Annotated in this window: 20 protein-coding genes; 18 read left to right on the forward strand and 2 right to left on the reverse strand. The window is 73.7% G+C overall.

From position 1 onward, the window contains the following. Positions 1-45: 45 nt before the first annotated feature. The 7 genes from GA0070213_RS23650 (at position 46) to prfA (ending at position 10,837) form a co-directional block, all read left to right on the forward strand. A complete protein-coding gene (locus GA0070213_RS23650; RefSeq protein ID WP_091068984.1) occupies positions 46-867 on the forward strand; it encodes a polysaccharide deacetylase family protein in 822 nt (273 codons plus the stop codon). 9 nt (positions 868-876) lie between these two features. Next, complete coding sequence (locus GA0070213_RS23655) at positions 877-2,121, forward strand: MFS transporter (RefSeq protein WP_091068986.1); 1,245 nt, start codon at positions 877-879, stop codon at positions 2,119-2,121. A 64-nt stretch (positions 2,122-2,185) separates the two neighbouring features. Beyond that, positions 2,186-3,088 carry a homoserine kinase gene (gene thrB / locus GA0070213_RS23660; protein WP_091068989.1) on the forward strand — a complete coding sequence of 301 codons (903 nt, stop codon included), beginning with the start codon at positions 2,186-2,188 and terminating at the stop codon, positions 3,086-3,088. A 339-nt stretch (positions 3,089-3,427) separates the two neighbouring features. Further along, positions 3,428-5,578, forward strand: coding sequence for a transcription termination factor Rho (rho, locus tag GA0070213_RS23665; protein WP_091068994.1), 2,151 nt, complete (start codon positions 3,428-3,430; stop codon positions 5,576-5,578). Positions 5,579-5,716: 138 nt separating this feature from the next. Then, a complete protein-coding gene (locus GA0070213_RS23670) occupies positions 5,717-9,100 on the forward strand; it encodes a phosphodiester glycosidase family protein (RefSeq protein WP_091068998.1) in 3,384 nt (1,127 codons plus the stop codon). Positions 9,101-9,435: 335 nt separating this feature from the next. After that, on the forward strand, positions 9,436-9,660 hold the full coding sequence (rpmE, locus tag GA0070213_RS23675) for a 50S ribosomal protein L31 (protein WP_013288272.1): 225 nt from the start codon (positions 9,436-9,438) through the stop codon (positions 9,658-9,660). 88 nt (positions 9,661-9,748) lie between these two features. Continuing rightward, positions 9,749-10,837, forward strand: a complete 1,089-nt coding sequence (gene prfA, locus GA0070213_RS23680; protein ID WP_091069001.1) for a peptide chain release factor 1 — start codon at positions 9,749-9,751, stop codon at positions 10,835-10,837. A gap of 66 nt (positions 10,838-10,903) precedes the next feature. On the opposite strand, the gene GA0070213_RS23685 is transcribed toward prfA, so the two are convergent. Next, positions 10,904-12,457: a GGDEF domain-containing protein gene (locus GA0070213_RS23685; RefSeq protein WP_091069004.1), complete on the reverse strand. Its 1,554-nt coding sequence runs from the start codon at positions 12,455-12,457 to the stop codon at positions 10,904-10,906. Between the two features lie 73 nt (positions 12,458-12,530). Between GA0070213_RS23685 and prmC the strand changes: the two genes are divergently transcribed. The 4 genes from prmC (at position 12,531) to GA0070213_RS23705 (ending at position 16,958) form a co-directional block, all read left to right on the forward strand. Further along, positions 12,531-13,478 (forward strand): peptide chain release factor N(5)-glutamine methyltransferase, encoded by a 948-nt coding sequence (gene prmC / locus GA0070213_RS23690; RefSeq protein WP_091069008.1) that lies wholly within the window; start codon positions 12,531-12,533, stop codon positions 13,476-13,478. Then, on the forward strand, positions 13,478-14,122 hold the full coding sequence (locus tag GA0070213_RS23695) for an L-threonylcarbamoyladenylate synthase (protein ID WP_091069011.1): 645 nt from the start codon (positions 13,478-13,480) through the stop codon (positions 14,120-14,122). Before prmC ends, GA0070213_RS23695 begins: the two co-directional genes overlap by 1 nt. Further along, positions 14,123-14,734, forward strand: a complete 612-nt coding sequence (locus GA0070213_RS23700) for an arsenate reductase/protein-tyrosine-phosphatase family protein (protein WP_091069015.1) — start codon at positions 14,123-14,125, stop codon at positions 14,732-14,734. A 112-nt stretch (positions 14,735-14,846) separates the two neighbouring features. After that, positions 14,847-16,958 (forward strand): transglycosylase domain-containing protein, encoded by a 2,112-nt coding sequence (locus GA0070213_RS23705; protein WP_091069019.1) that lies wholly within the window; start codon positions 14,847-14,849, stop codon positions 16,956-16,958. Positions 16,959-17,073: 115 nt separating this feature from the next. Here the strand turns inward: GA0070213_RS23705 and GA0070213_RS23710 are convergent, their stop codons facing one another. Beyond that, positions 17,074-18,543, reverse strand: coding sequence for an SDR family oxidoreductase (locus tag GA0070213_RS23710; RefSeq protein WP_091069023.1), 1,470 nt, complete (start codon positions 18,541-18,543; stop codon positions 17,074-17,076). A gap of 35 nt (positions 18,544-18,578) precedes the next feature. On the opposite strand from GA0070213_RS23710, the gene GA0070213_RS23715 reads away from it, so the two are divergent. The 7 genes from GA0070213_RS23715 to GA0070213_RS23745 all read left to right on the forward strand — a co-directional run bounded on the left by GA0070213_RS23715 (position 18,579) and on the right by GA0070213_RS23745 (position 23,203). Next, a complete protein-coding gene (locus tag GA0070213_RS23715) occupies positions 18,579-19,868 on the forward strand; it encodes a serine hydroxymethyltransferase (protein WP_175441458.1) in 1,290 nt (429 codons plus the stop codon). Beyond that, a complete protein-coding gene (locus tag GA0070213_RS23720) occupies positions 19,861-20,292 on the forward strand; it encodes a hypothetical protein (RefSeq protein ID WP_091069030.1) in 432 nt (143 codons plus the stop codon). Before GA0070213_RS23715 ends, GA0070213_RS23720 begins: the two co-directional genes overlap by 8 nt. A gap of 174 nt (positions 20,293-20,466) precedes the next feature. After that, positions 20,467-20,703, forward strand: coding sequence for an AtpZ/AtpI family protein (locus GA0070213_RS23725; RefSeq protein ID WP_091069120.1), 237 nt, complete (start codon positions 20,467-20,469; stop codon positions 20,701-20,703). A gap of 11 nt (positions 20,704-20,714) precedes the next feature. Then, positions 20,715-21,512, forward strand: coding sequence for a F0F1 ATP synthase subunit A (gene atpB, locus GA0070213_RS23730; RefSeq protein WP_091069034.1), 798 nt, complete (start codon positions 20,715-20,717; stop codon positions 21,510-21,512). A gap of 68 nt (positions 21,513-21,580) precedes the next feature. Next, positions 21,581-21,814: an ATP synthase subunit c family protein gene (locus GA0070213_RS23735; protein WP_046563803.1), complete on the forward strand. Its 234-nt coding sequence runs from the start codon at positions 21,581-21,583 to the stop codon at positions 21,812-21,814. A gap of 28 nt (positions 21,815-21,842) precedes the next feature. Continuing rightward, positions 21,843-22,382, forward strand: a complete 540-nt coding sequence (locus GA0070213_RS23740; protein WP_091069037.1) for a F0F1 ATP synthase subunit B — start codon at positions 21,843-21,845, stop codon at positions 22,380-22,382. Beyond that, entirely contained in the window at positions 22,382-23,203 is an 822-nt protein-coding gene (locus GA0070213_RS23745) for a F0F1 ATP synthase subunit delta (protein ID WP_091069040.1), read from the forward strand. Before GA0070213_RS23740 ends, GA0070213_RS23745 begins: the two co-directional genes overlap by 1 nt. Positions 23,204-23,265: the final 62 nt, after the last annotated feature.

Consider the following 23,265-nt stretch of genomic DNA (forward strand, 5'->3'; position numbering starts at 1 on the left):
CGGTACGCTCGGTGAGCTGGTGCCTACTTGGGGTGCGGGGGCGCGATGGCGGGCGGCGCGGGCAGGTGGGGTCGGCGCACGTTGCTGCGCCGGTCCGCACTGGTGCTCGGCGGCGCCGCGCTGGGTTCCGCGGCCACGGTGGAGAGCACCTGGCTGGCCGACCGCCGGCTCCCGTTGGCCGGCGGCCCGGCCAGCGCCACCCTCGGCAACCGCCGTCAGGACGTCGGCGGCGGCGGGGTGCAGGTGGTCTGGGGGGTCCGGGCCGGCGCTCCGCTGGTGGCGCTGACGTTCGACGACGGCCCCCGGCCACAGTGGACCCCGATGGTGCTGGACACCCTGGCCGAGCACCGGGTGCCGGCGACGTTCTTCCTGGTCGGTGAGCGGGCCCGCCGGCACGCCGCGCTGGTGCGGGGCCGGATGGCCGAGCACGAGGTGGGCAACCACAGCTGGGCGCACCACGACCTCGCCCGGATGGACGCCGCCACCGTGCACGACGACCTGCGCCGCAGCCACGACGCGATCACCGCGGCCACCGGTTCGGCGCCCCGGCTGCTCCGTCCGCCCTGGGGCCACCTGGGCGGGGCGGTGCTGCACGCCGCGGCCCGGCTGGACTACCGGGTGGTGCTCTGGACGCTGCAGATGGTCGAGAGCGAATTCCCGCACGATCCGGTCGGGCACGCCCGGCGGATCGTCGCCGACGTGCGCCCCGGCACCATCCTGCTCGGCCACGACGTCGGCGACGAGCGGCGGCTGGTGGCGCTGCGCGGCCTGCCCGACATGATCGCCGGGCTGCGGGCCCGCGGCTACACCTTCGTCACGGTCTCCGACCTGCTGCGTCGCGCTGCCGGCCCGGGAGCGGCCCGATAGGGTGCCGGCGTGTCACCCACCCTGTCGGTCCTCGTCCGCAACCGCGACTTCCGGAACCTGTTCCTCGCCGAGCTGGTGGTCTTCGGCGCCGACTGGTTCGTCATGGTGCCGCTGCTGGTGCTCCTGCCCGACCTGACCGGCAGCGGGGTGTGGGGCGCGCTGGTGCTGGCCGTGGACACCGGCACCACCGCGCTGCTGCTGCCGTACGCCGGCACCATCGCCGACCGGTTCGACCGCCGCCGGGTCATGATGGCGGCCAACGTGGCCGCGCTCGTCGGCATCCTGCTGCTGCTCGGCGTCCGTTCCGGTCGGACGGCGTGGCTGGCCCTGGTGGCCATCGCGATCGTGGCGGTGGCGAAGGCGTTCTACTCGCCTGCCGCCCAGGCCGCGCTGCCCAATGTGGTCGAACCGGCGGACCTGGCGGCGGCCAACGCGGTCGCCGGCTCGGCCTGGGGCACGATGACCGTGGTCGGCGCCTCGCTCGGCGGCATCCTCAGCGCCGCCTCCGGGCCGTACGCCAGCTTCTGGGTGGCCGCCGCGGGCCTGGCCGGGGCGGCGGTCCTGGCCGCGCGGATCCGGCGGCCCCTGCAGGCGCCCCGGGACCCGGCGGCGACGGTGCCGCGCACGCTGGCGGCGATCCGTGAGGCGCTGGGCTACATCGCCCACCGGCCGCGCGTGCTGGCGCTGGTCACGGTGAAGTCGGCGGTCGGCCTGGGCAACGGCGTGCTGACCGTCTTCCCGCTGCTGGCCGGCGTCTACGGCGTCGGCGCGGTCGGCGCCGGCCTGCTCTTCGCGGCCCGCGGCGCCGGGGCGCTGGTCGGCCCGATCCTGATGCGCCGGGTGCTCAGCAACCGGGCCTGGCTGCTCACCGGTCTCGCGCTGTCCATGTCGATGTACGGCCTGGCCTACCTGGGCGCCTCGGCGGTGTCCTGGTTCCCGCTGGTGCTGGTCCTGGTCTTCCTGGCCCACCTGGGCGGCGGCAGCAACTGGGTGCTGTCCAACTACGCCCTGCAGGGTGAGGTACCGGACCGGCTGCGCGGCCGGGTCTTCGCCACCGACATGATGTTGGCCACCCTCGCCATCGCGGTCAGCCAACTGGTGGTGGCGCTGGTGGTGGACCGGGTGGACGAGCGCACCGTGCTGGCCGGCTGCGGCCTGGTCACCGTCGTCTACGCGGTCGGCTGGCGATTCGCCACCCGACGTCTCTCGCTGACCGACCCGGCCGAGGCGCCCGCCCCCGGACGGGCCGGCTGACCGGCCGGTCCCAGGCTCCGGGCGGGTCGGGTGTGTGGTCGTACCCAGGCCCTAGCATGAGCCCGTGCCGACGACTTTCACCTCCGGTCCGGTGCGGGTCCGGGTGCCCGCGACCAGCGCCAACCTCGGTCCGGGCTTCGACGCGCTCGGGCTGGCCCTCGGCCGGCACGACGACGTCACCGCCGAGGTGACCGACGGCGGTGTGCGGGTGGTGGTGACCGGCGAGGGCGCCGGTGAGCTGCCCTCGGACGACCGACACCTGGTGGTGACCGCCATGCGGGCCGCCTTCGACCTGCTCGGCGGCCAGCCCGCCGGCCTGGCGCTGGAGTGCGTCAACCGCATTCCGCAGGCCCGCGGGCTCGGCTCGTCCTCGGCGGCGATCGTGGCCGGGGTGCTGGCGGCCCGCGCGCTGGTGCCCGACGGCGAGGGGCGGATGGACGACGAGGCGGCGCTGCGGCTGGCGGCGGAGTTGGAGGGGCATCCGGACAATGTGGCGCCCTGCCTGCTCGGCGGCTTCACGATCGCCTGGACGGAGCCGACCGGTGCTCGGGCGGTGTCGTTGCCGGTGGCGCCGGGCGTTCGTCCCACCGCCTTCGTGCCGGCCGAGCGCGGCCTGACCTCGGTGGCCCGGGCCGCGTTGCCGGCCACCGTGCCGCACGCCGACGCGGCGTCAAACGCCGGTCGGGCCGCTCTGCTGGTGCACGCGCTGACCGCCGACCCGGGTCTGCTGCTGCCCGCCACCGTCGACCGCCTGCACCAGGAGCAGCGGGCACCGGGGATGCCGGGCACCGCGAAACTGGTCGCTGAGCTGCGTGAGGCCGGTGTGGCTGCCGTGGTCAGCGGGGCGGGGCCGACGGTGCTGGCGCTCTCCGACGTGCCGGCGCGATTCGGGGCGGGAACAGATTGGCGCCGTTGGGAGTTGCCGACAGATGTCAGCGGGGCCCGGGTTTTCCGGGGTAGACTTTGACACGCCGAGCGGGACCCTGTTGCCGCAGGTCGGAAGAGTTGATTACGCTCTAGACCGAGCACAGCCGCGAAGCATGCGATCTTCCTGCGGTTCGGCGCACCCCCGAAGCTCTCGGCGGTCAGCCCGCCACCCCTGCCCAAGGCCTACGCCGCACCGCAGTTTCCACAGGTCGCCGCAGACGGCGAGACCTGCTCACCGATGTTGGTGAGTCGGGAAACCGCCCGGCTGCTGTGTCACAGACTCCCGCGACGCGTCCATGCGAGGCGGGTGCACCGAGGCCGCCCGGCCACCTGGTTCCACGACTCCGGGCAGCCCCGGCCTATCGAGGGAAGGAATCCATTGAGCGACACCACCGACGTGACGTCGGATGTTTCCAACGTCGCTGGCGATGCCACCACCGCCGCCCCCACGCGCCGTCGGCGTAGCGGCACCGGCCTGTCGGCGATGCTGCTGCCGGAGCTCCAGAGCCTGGCCGCGTCGCTCGGCATCTCTGGTACGGCTCGCATGCGCAAGGGCGAGCTGATCAGTGCGATCACCGAGCGGCAGGGCGGCGCCGCCGCCGGAACCCCTCGACCACGGGCCGAGGTCGCGGCCGCGGCCGCTCCCGCCCGTGAGGAGGTGCACGCCGAGGTCCGCGAGGAGCGGGCCGAGGGCGAGCGTCGCACCGCCGAGCCGGCGCCGGCCGCCGAGGCGACCGAGGGTCGTACCCGCGGACGCCGCACCCGGGCCACTGCCGCGACCGCGGAGACGCGCCCGGCAGAGACCCGCGCCGAGGAGGCTCCCGCCGAGACCGGCGACCGGGCCGAGCGCGGTGGCGACCGGGCGGAGCGCACCGACGACCGGGGCCGTGAGCGGGTCGAGCGCGGCGGCGAGCGTGCCGACCGCGGTGACCGTAACGACCGGGGTGAGCGTGCCGACCGTAACGACCGGGGCGAGCGTGCCGACCGTAACGACCGGGGCGAGCGCGGTGAGCGTGCCGAGCGGGGCGAGCGCAACGACCGGGGTGACCGCAACGAGCGCGGTGACCGTAACGACCGGGGCGACCGCAACGACCGGGGCGAGCGCGGTGAGCGCGGTGAGCGCAACGACCGTGGCGAGCGTGCCGAGCGGGGTGACCGCAACGACCGCGGTGACCGTAACGATCGCGGCGACCGCAACGACCGGGGTGACCGCAACGACCGCGGTGACCGCAACGACCGGGGTCCGCGCGCCGATCGGGACAACGACGACGACGACGAGGGCGGCGGCCGGCGGGGCCGGCGCAGCCGGTTCCGTGACCGTCGGCGCGGGCGCGGCGAGCGTGGCGAGGGCGGCGACGGCGGCGGTGGCGGTGGCCGCGAGCCGCAGGTCGGCGAGGACGACGTGCTCGTCCCGGTCGCCGGCATCATCGACGTGCTCGACAACTACGCCTTCGTCCGGACCACCGGCTACCTGGCCGGCCCGAACGACGTGTACGTCTCGATGTCCCAGATCAAGAAGTACGGCCTGCGCCGCGGTGACGCCATCACCGGCGCGGTCCGGGCGGCCCGGGACGGCGAGCAGCGGCGCGACAAGTACAACCCGCTGGTCCGGCTGGACACCATCAACGGCATGGAGCCGGAGGAGGCGCGGCGTCGGCCGGAGTTCTACAAGCTCACCCCGCTCTACCCGCAGGAGCGGCTGCGGCTGGAGACCGAGCCGCACATCCTGACCACCCGGGTGATCGACCTGGTGATGCCGATCGGCAAGGGCCAGCGGGCCCTGATCGTGTCGCCGCCGAAGGCCGGTAAGACGATGGTGCTGCAGGCGATCGCGAACGCGATCACCCGCAACAACCCGGAGTGCCACCTGATGGTGGTGCTGGTCGACGAGCGGCCGGAAGAGGTCACCGACATGCAGCGGTCGGTGAAGGGCGAGGTCATCGCGGCCACGTTCGACCGTCCGCCGCAGGACCACACCACGATCGCCGAGCTGGCGATCGAGCGGGCGAAGCGCCTGGTCGAGCTGGGCCACGACGTGGTCGTGCTGCTCGACTCGGTGACCCGGCTCGGCCGGTCGTACAACCTGGCGGCGCCGGCCTCGGGCCGGATCATGTCGGGTGGTATCGACTCCACCGCGCTCTACCCGCCGAAGCGCTTCCTCGGCGCCGCCCGCAACATCGAGAACGGCGGCTCGCTGACCATCCTCGCCACCGCGCTGGTGGAGACCGGTTCGATGGCGGACACGGTCATCTTCGAGGAGTTCAAGGGCACCGGCAACGCCGAGCTGAAGCTGGACCGGAAGATCGCCGACAAGCGGGTCTTCCCGGCGATCGACATCAACCCCTCCGGTACGCGCAAGGAGGAGGTCCTGTTCGCGCCGGAGGAGCTGGCGATCATCCACAAGCTCCGCAAGGTGCTGCACTCGCTGGACTCGCAGGCGGCGCTCGACCTCCTGCTGGACCGGCTCAAGCAGTCCCGCACCAACATCGAGTTCCTGATGCAGATCGCGAAGTCCACCCCGGGCGAGTGACCTGACGGATCCGACGACGAGGGGCACGGCCGCCGGCCGTGCCCCTCGTTCGTGCCCGGGGCGCGGCGTATGAAGTTTTTCTACAGTTAAGTCGCAGGGTATTGAAACTTCTGTTCATTCTCGGGTTGACTGGCGTCCATGCGAACCCGCAGTCGATCCGCCCGTCTGACCGGCGTCCTTCTGCTCACGCCGCTGCTCACCCTCGCCGCTCCGGTGCCACCCGCCGTCGCCGCGCCGCCCGTCGCCGCGCGCGCCGGTGTCGAACCGGCCGGTGGCCTGGAGACCGCCAAGACCACCCGTCCGGTCGCGCCCGGCCTGGACCTGACCTCCTTCGACAGGTACGACGCCGCCGGCTGGCTGCGGGCCGACGCGCTCACCGCCGACCTCTCCGGCGGGCTGACCGTCGACTACGTCAACTCCGGGGCGGTCACCCGGGACGAGCCGCTGCGCGCCGCGGTGGACCGGTCCCGGGCCGTGGCGGCGGTCAACGGCGACTTCTTCGACATCAACAACTCGGGTGCCGCGCAGGGCGTCGGCATCCGCTCCGGCGAGCTGGTGCAGTCGCCGACCGCCGGGCACCCCAACGCGGTCGGGATCGACGCCCGGGGCATCGGCCGGGTCGTCGAGGTCGGCTTCGAGGGCAGCGCCGCGCTGCCCGCCGGGCCGCTGTCGCTGACCCAGTTCAACAACATGGTGCAGCGCGACGGCGTCGGTGTGTTCACCGCGATGTGGGGGTCGTACCCCAGGCAGCGGGCGGTGGAGGGTGCCGCCCGGGTGGTCGAGGTGACGCTTACCGGCGGCCGGGTGGCCGGGGTGGCCACCACGGCGGGGGAGGGGCCGATTCCCGCCGGCAGCACGGTGCTGCTCGGCCGCGAGGCCGGCGCGGACGCGCTCGCCGCGCTGCGCCCCGGCGACGCGGTGGACGTGTCCTGGCGCCCGCGCGCCTCCGACGGCGGCGACCTGCGCGCGGCGGTCGGCGGCGGCAACGTGCTGGTCCGCGACGGGGTGCCGCAGACCGTCGCCGACCAGTCGCTGGCTCCACGTACCTCGGTCGGGTTCTCCGCCGACGGCCGCAAGATGATCATGCTGACGGTGGACGGCCGGCAGGTCGACAGTCGGGGCGTCACCCAGACCGAGATGGGTCGGATGATGGTCGAGCTGGGCGCGGCGAACGCGCTCAACCTCGACGGCGGCGGATCGTCAACGCTGCTGGCCCGCGAGCCGGGCGCCGCGGCGGTCCAGGTGGAGAACAGCCCCTCCGACGGCAGCGAACGGCCGGTGCCGAACGGGCTGGCGGTCTACGCGCCGAAGGGCAGCGGCCGGCTCGCCGGCTTCTGGCTGGAGACCGCGAGCGACCCGACCGCCGCGCCGGGCGTGGCCCCGGTGCGCGGTGGCCGGCCGGACCGGGTCTTCCCCGGCCTCACCCGGCGGCTCACCGCCGCCGGCTACGACGAGACGTACGGCCCGGCGGCCGGTGAACCGCGGTGGCGGGCCACGCACGGGCGGGTGGACGGCGACGGGGTGTTCCGGGCCGGCAGCCCCGGCCCGAGCACCGTCACCGCCGCGCGGGGGCGGGCCCGCGGCACCCTGGACCTGACCGTGCTCGGCCCGCTGGAGCGGGTCGACGCCACCGTCGACCGGGTCGGCCTCGACCGGGCCGGCGACACCGGCCTGTTCGGCGTGGTCGGCTACGACGCCGAGGGGAACACCGCGCCGGTCGAACCGGCCGACCTGAGGCTGGAGTACGACCACGACCTGCTCTCCGTCACGCAAACCGCCGACGGCAACCTGGCCGTCAAGGCGCTCGCCGGTGCGGGCTCCGCGCTGGTCACCGCCCGGGTCGGCACGCGCACCACGGTGCTGCCGGTGACCGTCGGGCTGACCGACGTGCCGGTGGCCGGCTTCGACGACGCCGCGTCCTGGCGGTTCAGCCAGGCCCGGGCCGCCGGTTCGGTCGCCCCGGCCGACGGGCACACCGGCACCGGCCTGCGGATGTCGTACGACTTCGGCCAGTCCACCGGCACCCGGGCCGCGTACGCCGATCCGCCGGCCTGGATCGACGTCCCCGGCCAGCCGCAGGCGTTCGGTATGTGGATCAAGGCGAACGGCACCGGCGAGTGGCCGAGCCTGCACCTGCACGACGCGCAGGACACCCAGTTCGTGCTCCGCGGCCCGTACCTGGACTGGACCGGCTGGAAGTACGTGGAGTTCGCGGTGCCGCCCGGCGTGCAGTACCCGGTGCGGGTGCGCCGGTTCTACGTGGCCGAGACCGACCCGGCGAAGCAGTACCGCAGCGAGGTGGTCGTCGACGACCTGGTGGCCCGGGTGCCGCCGGACGTGCAGGCGCCCCCGGAGCCGAACCGTACCGACCGGGTGGTGCTGCGCGACGGCACCGTGGACGGCGCGCCCTGGCGCTTCGCGGTGCTCTCCGACGCCCAGTTCGTCGCCGCCGACCCGGACAGCGAGCTGGTCGCCCAGGCCCGCCGTACGCTGCGCGAGGTCCGCGCCGCCCGGCCGGACTTCCTGATCGTCGACGGTGACTTCGTGGACACCGCCTACCCGGCCGACTTCGCGCTGGCCAAGCGGATCCTGGACGAGGAACTGGGCGGCCAGGTGCCCTACTACTACGTGCCGGGCAACCACGAGATCATGGGCGCGCCGATCGACAACTTCCGGAGCGTCTTCGGGGACACCTCCCGCGTCTTCGACCACCGGGGCACCCGCTTCGTCACCCTGTCCACGGCGACCGGTTCCCTGCGCGGGGGCGGGTTCGACCAGGTGGAGCTGCTGCGCCGGACGCTGGACGAGGCCGCCGCCGACCGGTCGGTCGGCTCGGTCGCGGTGCTCTTCCACCACCCGCCGCGCGACCCCAGCCCGGCCAAGGCCAGCCAGCTCGGTGACCGCAAGGAGGCGGCCCTGGTCGAGCAGTGGCTGGCCGACTTCCAGCACCGCACCGGCAAGGGCGCGCTGACGGTCAACGGGCACGTGGGCACGTTCCACGCCGACCGGGTGGACGGCGTGCCGTACGTGGTCAACGGCAACGCGGGCAAGGACCCCTCCACCCCGGCCGGGCAGGGCGGGTTCACCGGCTGGACCGAGTTCGGGGTCGACCCGGTGACGCCGCGGGAGGCGGAGCGGGCCCGCCGCGACCCGCTCCGCGAGGGGCCGGAGTGGGTCGCCGCGGAGATCCACGCCCACGTCGACCGGCTGGCGCTGAGCGCGCCGGCGGAGGTGCGCCTCGGCGCACCGGCCGCCGTGGCGGCCACGCTCACCCAGCCCGGCGGCCGGCAGGTGCCGGTGGCCGCGCCGGTCAGCGCGGACTGGGCCGGCTCGCCCAACCTGCACATCGGCGACGCGTCCGGGGTACGGCCGTGGCACGTGGCCCGCTTCGATCCGGTGACCGGCCGGCTCACCGCGCTGCGCCCGGGCGGCCGGGTGCTGCTCACGGTCACCGTCAACGGCGTCCGCGCCGAGACGACGGTGACCACCGCTGCGGCGGCCCGGGCGCGGGCCGCCGCCTGAGGCCGGTGGGAGGGCTCCTCGACCTGGGGGAGGAGCCCTCCCACCGGCCCTCATGTCGCCGATCATGAGGTTGACGGTGCTGGTTGTCCGCTTTGTCGCGACCAACCTCATGATCGACGCGGCCCCGGTGGGCGGGCGGGGGCGTGGGGGCGGGGTGGACGGGAATGCGGGGAGATGGCCGGGCGTTGTGGCGGACGGACCTGCTGTGCCGGCCGGTCGACCCCCATGGCACACTGGTCAATCGGCCACCGGTTCCGGTTCACGTCCGAGCCCGTCGCGACGACGGGCAGCACCGAGGGCGACCCGGCGACCACCCACGAAAGGACCGAGGCGACATGAAGCCCAACATCCACCCGGAGTACGTGACCACCGAGGTCCGCTGCTCCTGCGGCAACACGTTCACGACCCGCAGCACCGCCAAGGGCGGCGCCATCAGCGTCGAGACCTGCAGCGCCTGCCACCCGTTCTACACCGGTAAGCAGCGCGTGCTGGACACCGCCGGTCGGGTCGCGAAGTTCCAGCAGAAGTACGCCAAGGTTCAGGCCAAGAAGGCCAAGTAGCTCCGTCGACGACGCCCGTGTCCGGCTCCGTGCCGGATGCGGGCGTTCGTCCGTTTACGCCGGTTTCATCCGAAGGAGCCTCCGCAGCATGAGCAGTGAGCGCCTGGCCGCCCTCCTCGACGAGTACGCCGACCTGGAGAAGCGGCTGGCCGACCCGGCCATCCACGCCGACCAGGGCACCGCCCGGCGGGTCGGCCGGCGGTACGCCGAGCTGGTCCCGCTGCACAAGGCGGCCGGCGAGCTGGAGCAGGCCCGGGCCGACCTGGTCGCCGCCCGCGAGCTGGCCGCCGAGGACGCCTCGTTCGCCGCCGAGGCGGACACCCTGGCGGCGGCCCTGCCGGCGCTGGAGGAGCGCCTCGCCGAACTGCTCATCCCGCGTGACCCGCACGACGCCAAGGACGTGATCGTCGAGATCAAGGCCGGCGAGGGCGGCGAGGAGTCGGCGTTGTTCGCCGGCGACCTGCTGCGGATGTACACCAGGTACGCGGAGCGGCGGGGCTGGCTCACCGAGGTGATCGACGCCCAGGACTCCGACCTCGGCGGCGTGAAGGACGTCTCCCTGGCGATCAAGACCAAGGGCGTGCCGGACGGCGGCAACGGGGTCTGGTCCCGGCTCAAGTGGGAGGGCGGCGTGCACCGGGTGCAGCGCGTGCCGGTGACCGAGTCGCAGGGCCGGATCCACACCAGCGCGGCCGGCGTGCTGGTGCTGCCCGAGGCGGAGGACGTGGACGTCACCATCGACCCGAACGAGCTGCGGATCGACGTGTTCCGCTCGTCCGGGCCGGGCGGCCAGTCGGTCAACACCACCGACTCGGCGGTCCGGATCACGCACGTGCCGACCGGCATCGTGGTCTCCTGCCAGAACGAGAAGTCGCAGCTGCAGAACCGCGAGCAGGCGATGCGGATCCTCCGCGCCCGGCTCCTCGCCGCGGCGCAGGAGCAGGCCGACGCGGCCGCCTCGGACGCCCGCAAGGCGCAGGTCCGCACCGTGGACCGCTCGGAGCGGATCCGCACCTACAACTTCCCGCAGAACCGGATCACCGACCACCGGATCGGCTACACCGCGTACAACCTGGACCTGGCCCTGGCCGGCGAGCTGGACGGGGTGCTCGACGCGCTGGCCGAGGCGGACCGCGCGGCCCGGCTGGCCGGCGGGACCGAGTTGTCCCGCCGCTGACCGTTCGGTGTTAAAAGGGGGCCCCGCCTATACCGGAGGCGTTAACAAGGGGCCCCTCCTTGCACCTCAGCTGGCGCGGAGGCGGTCCTTGGCGCGCAGCATCTCCCGGTCGGCCAGCTCGAACGCGGCCCCGAGCGCCTCCCGGACGCTGATCGTGGTGCTGCCGTCGACCTCGGCGAAGCCGATGGTCACCCCGACCGGTGTGCCCGGCACCAGGGACTCCCAGTCCTCGGTGCGCACCGCCGCCTCGATCCGCCGAGCCACCTCGACCGCTTCGGACATGCCGGTGTCGGGCAGCACCACGACGAACTCGTCGCCGCCGTAGCGGGCCACGAAGTCGCCCCGCCGCATCACCCGGTTGATCACGCCGGCCACCCGTTGCAGCACGAGGTCGCCCGAGTGGTGACCGTGGCGGGTGTTGACCGCCTTGAACCCGTCGAGGTCGCAGACGCCGATCACCACCCGCTCACCCCGGGACACCACCGCGCCCAGGTAGCGCTCCAGCCGGCGGCGGTTGGGCAGGCCGGTGAGCGGGTCGGTGAGCGCCTCGCCCTCGTAGCGGGCGGCCTCGCGGCGCATCTCCTCGTGGTCGATCCGGGCGGCGATGCCGTCGATGTAGACGTCGCGCAGCCGGTCGCTGCGCCGCGCGGCCAGCCGGAACGCGTGCCGGTCGGCGCGGTGCGCGCCGACGTGGTCACCCGCGCGGGCGAGGGCGACGCTGCGCAGCCGGGGTGACTCGGCCGCGCCCAGCGTCTCGTCGGAGACCCGGATCGCGTCCAGCCGGGTGACCGCCTCGATCGGCCGGCCGGCCGCGACGGCCAGGCAGACCTGGCCGAGCTGGCGCAGGTCGCGGGCGCGGGCGCTGTCCCCGCCGTGGCCGAGCAGCCGGTTCGGGTCGGCGTCCCCGGCGGACTCCACCCGGTCGCCGAGCGCGGCCCGCCGGGCGGCGGCGTACCCGTAGGCGGCCAGGCTGCTGGGCCGGATGTTGCCGGCCCGCCCGCCGCGCAGGAACCGGGCCAGGTCGCCGGCCACGTCCCGGAGCACCCGCAAACAGCCGTCGCTGTCGCCGTTGTGGTCCAGCGCCACCGCGTTGCGCAGCCGGATGCCCGGCGCGGCGAACGTCTCCTCGGGGATGCCGGCGCTCAGCCCGACCTCGCGGGCCCGCTCGATCGCGCCGAGCGCGTGGCCGTGGAAACTGAGGTAGGAGTAGGCCATCGCCAGGTCGTGCCAGCCCCAGGCGGTGTCCCGGTCCGGGGTGTCGTCGGCGCCCAGCGCGCGGGCGGCCCGGACCAGGTGCATGACGCACCTGTCGAGCGCGCCCTGGTGGTGGGCGGCGAGCGCGGCGAGCGCGTTGAGGTGCCCGTGCAGGTAGGGCTCGGCCAGGTCCCGCACGGCGGCGGACGCGTCCTCGATGGCCCTGGTGAACTCGGCCGTCCGACCGAGATTGATCAGCGCGGACAGCCGCTGGACCAGCGCGTCGGCCCGGGCGTACGGGTCGCCGGTGGTGCGGATCACGCGATCGAGCAGGACGCACGCCTCGGCGGAGCGGCTGGCCTCCTGCAACGCGCGCGCGCTCCGGAGGGCGTCAACCTGGTCCTCGACCTGGTCGAGCCAGCCCACTCGCGACCTCCCTGCCGTGTGCGCCCGGACGCACCCGCTCGTGTGGCGACCCGCGACGCTTCATGATTATTGCGTGAGCACACTCCCGCAACACCCGTCCGAAGGGTCAGAACGCGAACGAGCCTCGGTGGTCGTCGCCCGGACGGCGCGGGCGCTGGCCTCCGCCGGTGTCGAGTCACCCCGGTCGGAGGCCGAGCAACTGGCCGCGTACGTGCTCCAGGTGCCGCGCGGCCGGCTGGCGCTGGCCGACGGATTCGACGCGGCCCAACGCGACCGCCTCGACGCGCTGGTCGGCCGGCGGGTGGCCCGGGAGCCGTTGCAGCACCTGACCGGCGCGGCCGGTTTCCGGCACCTGGAGCTGGCGGTCGGCCCGGGCGTGTTCGTGCCCCGGCCGGAGACCGAGTTGCTGGCCGGCTGGGGGATCGACGCGGCCCGGCGGCTGGCCGCGCCGCTCGTGGTCGACCTGTGCAGCGGCTCCGGCGCGATCGCGCTGGCGGTGGCGCAGGAGGTGCCGTCGGCCCGGGTGGTGGCGGTGGAGCGGTCCCCGGCCGCGTTGGCCTGGCTGCGCCGCAACGCCGCCGCACGGGCCGCCGTGGGGGACCGGCCGGTCGAGGTGGTGGTCGCCGACGTCACCGGCCCGGAGTTGCTGGCTGACCTGGTCGGCCGGGTCGACGTGCTGCTCTGCAACCCGCCGTACGTGCCGAGGTCGGTGCCGGTGCCGCCGGAGGTGGCCGGCCACGACCCGGGCGAGGCGGTGTTCGGTGGCGCGGACGGGCTGGACGTGATCCGTCCGGTGGTGGCACGTGCTGCGACGCTGCTGCGCCCGGGTGGCGTGATCGGCGTCGAGCACGACGACACGCACGCCGCGGCGGTGCCGGCGGTGTTCTCCGACGACGGCCGGTACGAGCACGTCGAGGAGCACCGGGACCTGGCCGGGCGGCCCCGGTGGGCGACCGCGTCCCGCCGGGCGGACGGCCGTTCCGCCGACCCCGCCCCGGCGTGGCAGACTGACTTCTCGTGATGCTCTACGACTGTCGGTCGCCCGCCGACCGGGACCGCGGCATCGCCGCTGCCATCGAGGCCGTGAAGAACGGCGAACTCGTCGTCCTGCCGACCGACACGGTCTACGGCATCGGGGCGGACGCGTTCACGCCGTACGCGGTGAAGGCCCTGGCGGACACCAAGGGTGGCGCCCGGCAGGCGCCCCCGGTGCTGATCGGTTCCCGGCACACGCTCGACGGCCTGGTCTTCTCGCTGCCGCAGGCGGCCCGCGACCTGGTGGAGGCGTTCTGGCCGGGTGCGCTGACGATCGTGGTGGAGCACTCGCCGAGCCTGGCCTGGGACCTGGGCGACACCAGCGGCACGGTCGCGGTGCGGATGCCGTTGCACCCGGTGGCGCTGGAGGTGCTGCGGGAGACCGGGCCGATGGCGGTGGCCTCGGCCAACAAGATCGGCCAGCCGGCCGCGCTCACCGCCGAGGAGGCCCGCGACCAGCTCGGTTACGGCGTGCGGGCCTACCTGGAGGCCGGGCCGGCGGTCGACCCGGTGCCGAGCACCATCGTCGACCTGACCGGTGAGGTGCCGCGGGTGCTGCGGCAGGGCGCGGTGACGTTGGCGAAGCTGCGCGAGGTGGCGCCGGGCACCCTCGACGAGCGGGGGTTCTGAGTGCCGCCGTTCACCGTCCTGCACGTCTGCATGGGCAACATCTGCCGGTCGCCGATGGCCGAGCGGCTGCTGCTGCTGGCCGTCCGGGAGCGGCTGTCCCGTCTCGACGTCGACCCGGCCGGCTCGGACGCGTTGGTGCACAGCCACAGCGCCGGCACCGGCGGGTGGCACGCCGGTGAGGAGATGAACCCGCCGGCGGCGCGTCAGGTGACCGCGCGGGGCGGTGAGGTGGCCGGGTTCGCCGCGCGGCGGCTGCGCTCCGACCTGATCGACGCCGCCGACCTGGTGCTCACCGCCACCGCCGACCAGCAGGAGTACGTGGTGGCGCTGCGACCGGACGCCGCCGGGCGCACGTTCGTGCTGGGTGAGTTCGGTCGCCTGCTCGGCGCGCTGGACCGGTCGGCCCTGCCGCCGGCGGCGCCGACGCCGGAGGCGGTGCACGCCCGGGGCGTCGCGTTGGTGGCGGCTGCCGAGGCGGCCCGGCAGGGTGCCTCCGCGTTGACCACCGACGACCTCGACGACCCCTGGGGCCGGGGCGACCAGTGTTTCAGCCGGGTGGCCGACGAGATCGAGGAGACGGTCCAGCCGCTGGCCGCCGCGCTGCTGCCCTGAGGTTCATCCTTTCTCGCGAACTTCCTGCGCATTTCTCCGAACAGGTCGGGCAAATGGGCGAATCCGGTCATTCTTGACGGGTCCGTACGGCCGGCTCCTGCGGGGAGAGCTGATGAACCGCGCCCATCTCGACAAGCTGTTCACCGTTCTGCTCGCCGGCGTGCTCGCCGGCTTGGCCCTGGCCGCCGCGGCGCTGCCGGCCGCGCTGGTCTTCGGGCTGGGCGTGAAGAACCTGATGCCGTACACCGAACTGCCGGAGGCGCTCAAGGCCCCGCAGCCGGCGCAGCGCTCCAACCTCTACGCCAACGACGGCCGCACGCTCGTCACCTCGTTCTACGTCGAGGACCGGGTGGACGTGCCGGTCGGCGAGGTCGCAGCGGTGATGCGCGACGCCATCGTGGCCGCCGAGGACGCCCGCTTCTACGAGCACCACGGCGTCGACGTGCGCGGCGTGCTGCGGGCGCTGACGGCCAACCGCAAGGAGGGCACCCGGCAGGGCGCCTCCACGCTGACCATGCAGTACGTCCGCAACGCGCTGGCCGGTGACCCTCGGCTGACCGAGCAGCAGCGCGCCGCGGCCACCGAGATCACCGCCGGGCGCAAGATCCGCGAGATGCGGTACGCGCTGACGCTGGAACGGCGGATCGGCAAGGACGAGATCCTCGGCCGCTACCTGAACATCGCCTACTTCGGCGCCGGCGCGTACGGCATCGCCGCCGCCAGCAAGCGCTACTTCTCCACCACGCCGGACCGGCTCACGCTGGGCCAGGCGGCCATGCTCGCCGGGCTGGTGCGGGCGCCGGACCACGACGACCCGATCAACGGCGACTCCGGCGCGGCGCTGGACCGCCGCGCGTACGTGCTGGACCGGATGGCGGAGACCGGCCGGGTGAGCCCGGGGGACGCGGCGGCGGCCAAGGCCAATCCGCTGAACCTGAAGCCCAGCGCCACCCCGAACGACTGCGCCGCGGTGCCCGCCGGTCACAACGACTGGGGTTTCTTCTGCGACTGGTTCACCCAGTGGTGGAACGCCCAGCCGGCGTTCGGCACGACCGTCGACGAGCGGCAGCGCACGCTGCGCCGCGGCGGCTGGTCGATCGTCTCCTCGCTCGACCCGGACGTGCAGGCGAAGGCGAGCGAGCAGGTGCGGACGATCTACCCGGAGACGATCCAGCGCGCCGCGCCGACCGCCGTGGTGCAGCCGGGCACCGGGCGGGTGCTGGCCCTGGCCGTGAACCGCGGCTACGGCGTGGGCGACAACCCGGCCGGGCAGCAGAACTACCCGAACACGGTCAACCAGCTGGTGGCCGGGGGCGGCGGCATCGCCGGCTACCAGGCCGGCTCGACGTTCAAGCTGTTCGCCCTGCTGGCCGCGTTGGAGGCCGGGTTGCCGCTGGACACCGAGTTCGACGCGCCGCGCGTCTACGTCACCAGGTACCCGATCGCCGGCGGTCCGGCCAGCTGCGGCGGCCGGTGGTGCCCGGCGAACGCCAACACGTACTGGATGGACGGCGACCGGGACATGTGGGACGCGTTCGGCCGTTCGGTGAACACCTACTTCGCCTGGCTGACCGAGCGGGTCGGCGCGGACCGGGTGGTCGAGATGGCCGAGCGGCTGGGCATCCAGTTCCGCTCGCCGCAGGACGCGAAGATGGCCCGGGACGGGGCGGCGAGCTGGGGGCCGTTCACCCTCGGGGTCTCCGCCACCACGCCGCTGGACCTGGCCAACGCCTACGCCACCGTGGCCGCCGAGGGCACCTGGTGCCGGCCCACCCCGGTCACCTCGATCACCGACGCGACCGGCCGGCGGGTGGCCGCCGGTGACACCGACTGCCGGCAGGTGCTCGACACCGAGGTGGCCCGCGCGGCGGCCGACGCCAGCCGCTGCCCGGTGGGCGACCAGTCGATGTACCGCAAGTGCGCCGGCGGCACGGCCGAGGAACTGGCCCCGGGCCTGCGCCGGCCGCTGGGTGGCAAGACCGGCAGCTCGGAACGGAACGCCACGGAGACCGTGGTGGCGTTCACCCCGCAGCTCGCCGTGGCGACCATCGCGGCGAACCCGGACGACCCGCGCGACGCGGTCGGCGGCGGCGTGCAGAAGCGGCAGATCCCCGCGGTCGGGCGCATCCTCGCCTGGGCCCTGCGCGACCAGCCGGTCCGCGACTTCGTCCCCCCGGCCGAGTCGGTGGCTTTCCAGCACACCAACCCCCGCACCGGCAACTGACCCCCGCCCCACCCTTTGTCGGCGATCTTGCACTTGCTGCCCCGGCAGAAGGGTCGAACCCGCACACCCGCCGGGCCGAAACTGCAAGATCGCGAGGGCTAGGGGTGGGGGAGGGCTAGGGGGCGGGGGGGTGTTCGGCGCCTCGGGCGATGTTGCGGGCCATGCCGCCGAAGACGACGGCGTGGAACGGGGCGACCGAGGCCCAGTAGAGGTGGCCGGGCAGGCCGTGCGGGAGGAAGACGGCGCGCTGGACGTAACGGCTGTGACCGGCGCCGGCCGGCTCGGCGCGCATCTCCAGCCAGGCCCGGCCGGGCACCCGCATCTCGGCGCGCAGCCGCAGCAGCTCGCCCGGGACGATCTCCTCGACCCGCCAGAAGTCCAGCGCCTCACCGACCTGGAGCCGGTGCGGGTCACGCCGGCCGCGGCGCAGCCCCACGCCGCCGACCAGCCGGTCCAGCCAGCCGCGCACCGACCAGGCCAGCGGGAACGAATACCAGCCGTGCTCGCCGCCGACGCCCTCGATGACCCGCCACAGCGCGGCCGGCGGTGCGTCGACGGCCTGTTCCCGTACGTCGGTGTAGGCCGTGCCGCCGGACCAGTCCGGGTCCGACGGCAGGGGCTCGGCCGGCGCGTCCGGCCCGCTCGCGTTCGACCAGCGCGTCTCCACCTGCGCGTCGCGCACCTTGGTCAGCGCCAGCCCGACCGCCTGGTCGAAGCCGGTCAGTCCGTCCGGCGGGTCGGGCACGTACCGGGCGATGTCGTGCTCGTGCGCCACCGCCTCGTGGATCAGGCTCTCCACCAGCGGCCGGGCGATCGCGTTCGGCACCGGGGTGATCAGGCCGACCCAGTGCGAGGAGAGCCCCGGGGTGAGCGGGCGCACCGGCAGGATGATCCGCGGTCGCAGCCCGGCCACCCGGGCGTAGCGCTGCATCATCTGCGCGAACGTCAGCACGTCCGGGCCGGCGATGTCGAAGCCGCGGTTCACCTCCGGCGGCAGGTGCGCGCAACCGGCCAGGTAGCGCAGCACGTCACGGACCGCGATCGGCTGGATCCGGTTGCGCACCCAGCGCGGGGTGACCATCGCCGGCAACCGCTCGGTCAGGTAGCGCAGCATCTCGAACGAGGCCGACCCCGAGCCGATGATCACCGCAGCCCGCAGCACCGCGGTCGGCACGCCGCTGTCGAGCAGGATCCGGGCGACCTCCGCGCGGGAGCGCAGGTGCGCCGAGGGCAGGCCCTCCCGTTCCGCCGGCTCCGGCCCACCCAGGTAGACGATCCGGCGTACGCCGGCGGCGCGAGCCGCCTCGGCGAAGTTCGTCGCCGCCTCCCGGTCGGCCGCCTCGAAGCCCCGCTGGCCCAGCGAGTGGACCAGGTAGTAGGCGACGTCCACGCCCGCGAACGCGGCCGGCAGCGTCTCCGGGCGGCGCAGGTCGCCCTCGACGATCTCCGCCTTCGCGGCCCAGGGCACGTCGCGCAGCCGCCCGGCCTTGCGGGCCAGGCAGCGCACGTCGTGCCCCTCGGTCAGGAGCCGGGGCGCGAGGCGCCCGCCGATGTAGCCGGTGGCACCGGTGACGAGGCATCTCACGGCCTCCAGTGTGCGGCTCCGTAGACTCCTTCGCTGTGGAGAACGCGAGGGACACCTTCTGGGGGCCGGACTTCGAGCAGCTCAGCACCGTCGACCCGGAGATCGCCGGGGTGGTGCTGGGGGAGCTGGAGCGGCTGCGCGGCGGCCTGCAACTGATCGCCAGCGAGAACCTGACCTCGCCGGCGGTGCTGGCCGCGCTGGGTTCCACGCTGACCAACAAGTACGCCGAGGGCTATCCGGGCCGGCGCTACTACGGCGGCTGCGCCGAGGTGGACCGGGCCGAGGAACTGGCCGTCGCCCGGGCGACGGAGCTGTTCGGCGCCGAGCACGCCAACGTCCAGCCGCACTCCGGCGCGAGCGCCAACCTGGCCGCGTACGCGGCGCTGGTCCAGCCCGGCGACACCGTGCTGGCGATGGACCTGCCGCACGGCGGGCACCTGACCCACGGCAGCCGGGTGAACTTCTCCGGCACGTGGTTCCACCCGGTCGGGTACACGGTCCGGCCGGACACCGAGACGATCGACTACGACGAGGTGCGCGACCTGGCCCGGGCGCACCGGCCGAAGATGATCATCTGCGGCGCGACCGCGTACCCCAGGTTGATCGACTTCGCCCGGTTCCGGGAGATCGCCGACGAGGTCGACGCGTACCTGATGGTGGACGCCGCGCACTTCATCGGGCTGGTGGCCGGCGGCGCGATCCCGTCCCCGGTGCCGCACGCCGACGTGGTCACCGCGACCACGCACAAGGTGCTGCGCGGGCCGCGCGGCGGCATGATCCTGTGCCGGGAGTCGCTGGCCGCCCGGATCGACAAGGCGGTCTTCCCGTTCACCCAGGGCGGCCCGCTGATGCACGCGGTCGCCGCCAAGGCGGTCGCGCTGCGCGAGGCCGCGCAACCGGAGTTCCGCACCTACGCGGCCCAGGTGGTCGGCAACGCCCGGGCGCTCGCCGACGGGCTGGCCGCCGAGGGCCTGCGGCCGGTCTCCGGCGGCACCGACACCCACCTGGCCCTGCTCGACCTGCGGGAGACCGGTGTGACCGGCGCGCAGGCCGAGGCCCGCTGCGACGCCGCCGGGATCACGCTGAACAAGAACGCCATCCCGTACGACCCGCAGTCGCCGATGGTCGCCTCCGGCGTCCGGGTGGGCACGCCGAGCGTCACCACCCAGGGGATGCGCGATCCGGAGATGCGGCGGATCGCGGCGTTGATCTGCCGGGCGGTGCGGACCGATCCGGAGTCGCCAGGTGGCACCGACGAGCTGGCCCGGGTGGCCGCCGACGTGACCGAGCTGGTCACCGCGTTCCCGGCGTACCCCCGTGGCTGAGCCGGGGACGCGCGCGGCGGAGGCGGTCGCGGACCGGGGCTGGCGACTGCGCCACCTGCCGGTGCTGCTGGCCGCGGTGGCGGTCATGGCCGCGGTGGCGGCGGTGGCCGGCGGGGTGTGGCGGGGCGCGGACGGCGCGCTCGGCGCGGCGGCCGGGGTGGCCGTCACGGCGGCCAGCTACACGCTGACCACGGTGGTGCTGGCCTGGGCCGACGCCCGCGATCCGCAGCTCGTGCTGCCGTTCGGGCTGGGGCTCTACATCGCCAAGATGACCGCGCTCGGCGGGGTGATGGTGCTGGTCGCCTCGACCGGCTGGCCGGGGTTGATCCCGTTCTGCCTGGGCGTCGCGGCGGGCGTGGTGGTCTGGACCGGCGTGCACATCTGGTGGCTGGCGACCGTCCACGCCCGACGGGCGACGGGCTGACGCGTCCCACCCCTCGGGCGACGCGCGGACGTGTCCGCGATCGGTCATTCTCTCAGTGGCGAAGCAGGAGTACGGTGCCTCCAGACGACTTCGCCCGCCCGTGTCCCACACAACCAGGTTGTGCGGGGGGTGAGGCACAACCTCTTCTGCTCGACTGATATCGTTCGCCCCGTCATGGCCGGTGACCAGAAACCCCCCAACACTGGCGGCTCGGGCGACGTTCCGTCCGGTGCCGGTCAGGGTTGGACCGCGCTCTCATACCTCATCGGGGGCATGCTCGTCTGGGGTTTCATCGGCTGGTTGGTCGACCGTTGGCTCGATACCGGCGGCGTCGCCACCGGCATCGGGGTCGTGCTCGGCATGGCCGGGGGCATCATCCTGGTCGTCCGCCGGCTGGGCACGCCTACTTAGGAAGGGACGCGGTGTTCGGACAGGCGAACGTCCTGGCTCAGGGCCAGGCGGAATTCCCACCGAGCGTGGGGGACTTCTACCTGCCCAGCATCCTGCCCTGGGGTGCGGAGAACTCGTACTGGTTCACCAAGATCACGGCGATGGTGTGGGTCGCCGTCGGCATCTTGATCATTTTCTTCCTGGTCAGCTACCGCAAACCGCAACTGGTTCCCACCAAGCGGCAGTGGTTCGCCGAGTCGATCTACGGCTTCGTGCGCAACAACATCGCGGTGGACATGATCGGGCACGCGGGGGTGCGGTTCGCTCCCTACTTCACCACGCTCTTCTGCTTCATCCTGCTGACGAACTTCTTCGCGATCCTGCCGTTCTTCCAGATCTCGCCGAACTCGCACATCGCGTTCCCGGCCTTCCTCGCCGTGATCAGCTACGTGATGTTCAACTACGTCGGCATCCGGCACCACGGCTTCGTGAAGTACTTCAAGAACTCTCTGGTTCCGCCGGCGCCCTGGTACATCCTGCCGCTGCTGATCCCGATCGAGCTCTTCTCGACCTTCATCGTCCGGCCGTTCTCCCTGGCCGTCCGTCTCTTCGCGAACATGTTCGCCGGCCACATGCTCCTGCTGGTCTTCACGCTCGGCGGGTTCGCCATGCTCAGCGCCAACGTCTGGCTGGCGCCGGTCTCGGTGCTGTCCTGGGTGATGACGATCGCGCTGACCTTCCTCGAGTTCCTGGTGATCTGTCTGCAGGCGTACGTCTTCACGGTGCTGACCGCCAGCTACGTGCAGGGCGCCCTCGCCGACGAGCACTGATCCGATCTTTCGCACCAACCGTTGTCGATCCGCGTGACCGTCACGCGGGATAACCAGGAGGAACCGCAATGAGCATCCTTGCCGAGGTAACGGGCAGCACCGCTGCCATCGGTTACGGCCTGGCCGCCATCGGCCCGGGCATCGGCGTGGGCCTGGTCTTCTCGGCCTACATCCAGTCGACCGCCCGCCAGCCGGAGTCGTCCCGGATGACCCTCCCGTACGTCTGGATCGGCTTCGCCGTCATCGAGGCGCTGGCGCTGCTGGGCATCGCCTTCGGTTTCATCTGGGCCGGCACCGCCTGATCCAGCCCCTCTGACCGGGAGGTTTCCCATGTTCTTCCTCGCCGCTGAGGGTGGTGAGACGACCCACAACCCGATCATCCCTGTCTGGCAGGAGATCGTGGTCGGGCTGGTCGCCTTCGGTGTCCTCTGCTTCGTGCTGATGAAGTTCGTCTTCCCGCGCATGGAGCAGACGTTCCAGGCCCGGGTGGACGCGATCGAGGGCGGCATCAAGCGCGCCGAGGCCGCGCAGGCCGAGGCCAACCAGCTGCTCGAGCAGTACCGTGCCCAGCTCGCCGAGGCGCGCACCGACGCCGCCCGGATCCGGGACGACGCCCGGGCCGACGCCGAGGGCATCCGCCAGGACATCCTCGCCAAGGCGCGCGAGGAGTCCGACCGGGTCATCGCCGCCGGCAAGGAGCAGCTCCAGGCCGAGCGGGCCACCATCGTGCGCGAGCTGCGCACCGAGATGGGCACCATCGCGGTGGACCTGGCCAGCAAGATCGTCGGTGAGTCGCTCGCCGACGAGGCGCGTCGCAAGGGCACCGTCGACCGGTTCCTGAACGGACTCGAGAGCACGGGGGCCCGCTGATGCAGGCCGCCAGCCGGGAGTCGTACGCCGCCGGGGTCGAGCGCCTCGACGCGTACGTCCGCGGCGCGGAGCCGTCGGCGGTGGCCTCCACCGCCGACGACGTCCTCTCCGTCGCCGCCCTGCTGCGGCGCGAGCCGCGGCTGCGCCGGGCGCTCTCCGACCCGGCCCGCTCGGGCGAGGACCGCGGGGCGCTGCTCACCGGGATCCTCACCGGCAAGGTCGGCGCGGACGCGCTCGACCTGCTCACCGCGCTGGTCTCGGGCCGCTGGTCGGCGCCGTCGGAACTGCTCGACGGCGTCGAGCGGCTGGGTGTGGAGGCGCTCCTGGCGAGCGCCGACTCGGCCGGCGAGCTGGGCGAGGTCGAGGACGAGCTGTTCCGCTTCGGGCAGGTCGTCTCCGGCTCCACCGAGCTGTCCAACGCGCTCTCCGACCCGATGGCCCCGGCCGAGCGGCGGGCCGGCCTCACCGGTCAGCTGCTCGACGGCAAGGCCCGGCCGGTCACCGTCCGACTCGTCGAGGCCGCGCTCGCCGGCTTCGGGGGACGCTCCTTCGTCGGAGCGCTCACCCGGCTGGTCGAGCTGGCGGCCGACCGGCGGGACCGTCAGGTCGCGTACGTGACCGTGGCGGCTCCGCTGAGCGACGAGGAGGAGCGACGCCTCGGTGCCCGCCTCACCGAGATGTACGGTCGGGAGGTGTCCGTCAAGCAGACGGTCGACCCCGACGTGCTCGGCGGAGTGCGCGTACGGGTCGGCTCCGACCTGTACGACGGCACCGTCCTGCGCCGCCTCAACGAGACCCGCAACGCGCTCGCGAAGCGCTGACCAGCGTCTTAGCAGCCCTGATTCGACGCCATCGGACCGGTCGGTACTAGGTATCCCGGGCC

Origin of the sequence: Micromonospora humi, from assembly GCF_900090105.1 — a bacterium.
Classification (GTDB): Bacteria; Actinomycetota; Actinomycetes; order Mycobacteriales; family Micromonosporaceae; genus Micromonospora; species Micromonospora humi.

Coding starts and splice junctions, on each gene's coding strand:
- GA0070213_RS23650 (WP_091068984.1), top strand. CDS start 46: ATGGCGGGCGGCGCGGGCAGGTGGGGTCGGCGCACGTTGCTGCGCCGG.
- GA0070213_RS23745 (WP_091069040.1), top strand. CDS start 22,382: ATGCAGGCCGCCAGCCGGGAGTCGTACGCCGCCGGGGTCGAGCGCCTC.
- prfA (WP_091069001.1), top strand. CDS start 9,749: ATGAGCAGTGAGCGCCTGGCCGCCCTCCTCGACGAGTACGCCGACCTG.
- GA0070213_RS23725 (WP_091069120.1), top strand. CDS start 20,467: ATGGCCGGTGACCAGAAACCCCCCAACACTGGCGGCTCGGGCGACGTT.
- GA0070213_RS23705 (WP_091069019.1), top strand. CDS start 14,847: ATGAACCGCGCCCATCTCGACAAGCTGTTCACCGTTCTGCTCGCCGGC.
- rpmE (WP_013288272.1), top strand. CDS start 9,436: ATGAAGCCCAACATCCACCCGGAGTACGTGACCACCGAGGTCCGCTGC.
- GA0070213_RS23695 (WP_091069011.1), top strand. CDS start 13,478: ATGCTCTACGACTGTCGGTCGCCCGCCGACCGGGACCGCGGCATCGCC.
- GA0070213_RS23740 (WP_091069037.1), top strand. CDS start 21,843: ATGTTCTTCCTCGCCGCTGAGGGTGGTGAGACGACCCACAACCCGATC.
- GA0070213_RS23670 (WP_091068998.1), top strand. CDS start 5,717: ATGCGAACCCGCAGTCGATCCGCCCGTCTGACCGGCGTCCTTCTGCTC.
- GA0070213_RS23735 (WP_046563803.1), top strand. CDS start 21,581: ATGAGCATCCTTGCCGAGGTAACGGGCAGCACCGCTGCCATCGGTTAC.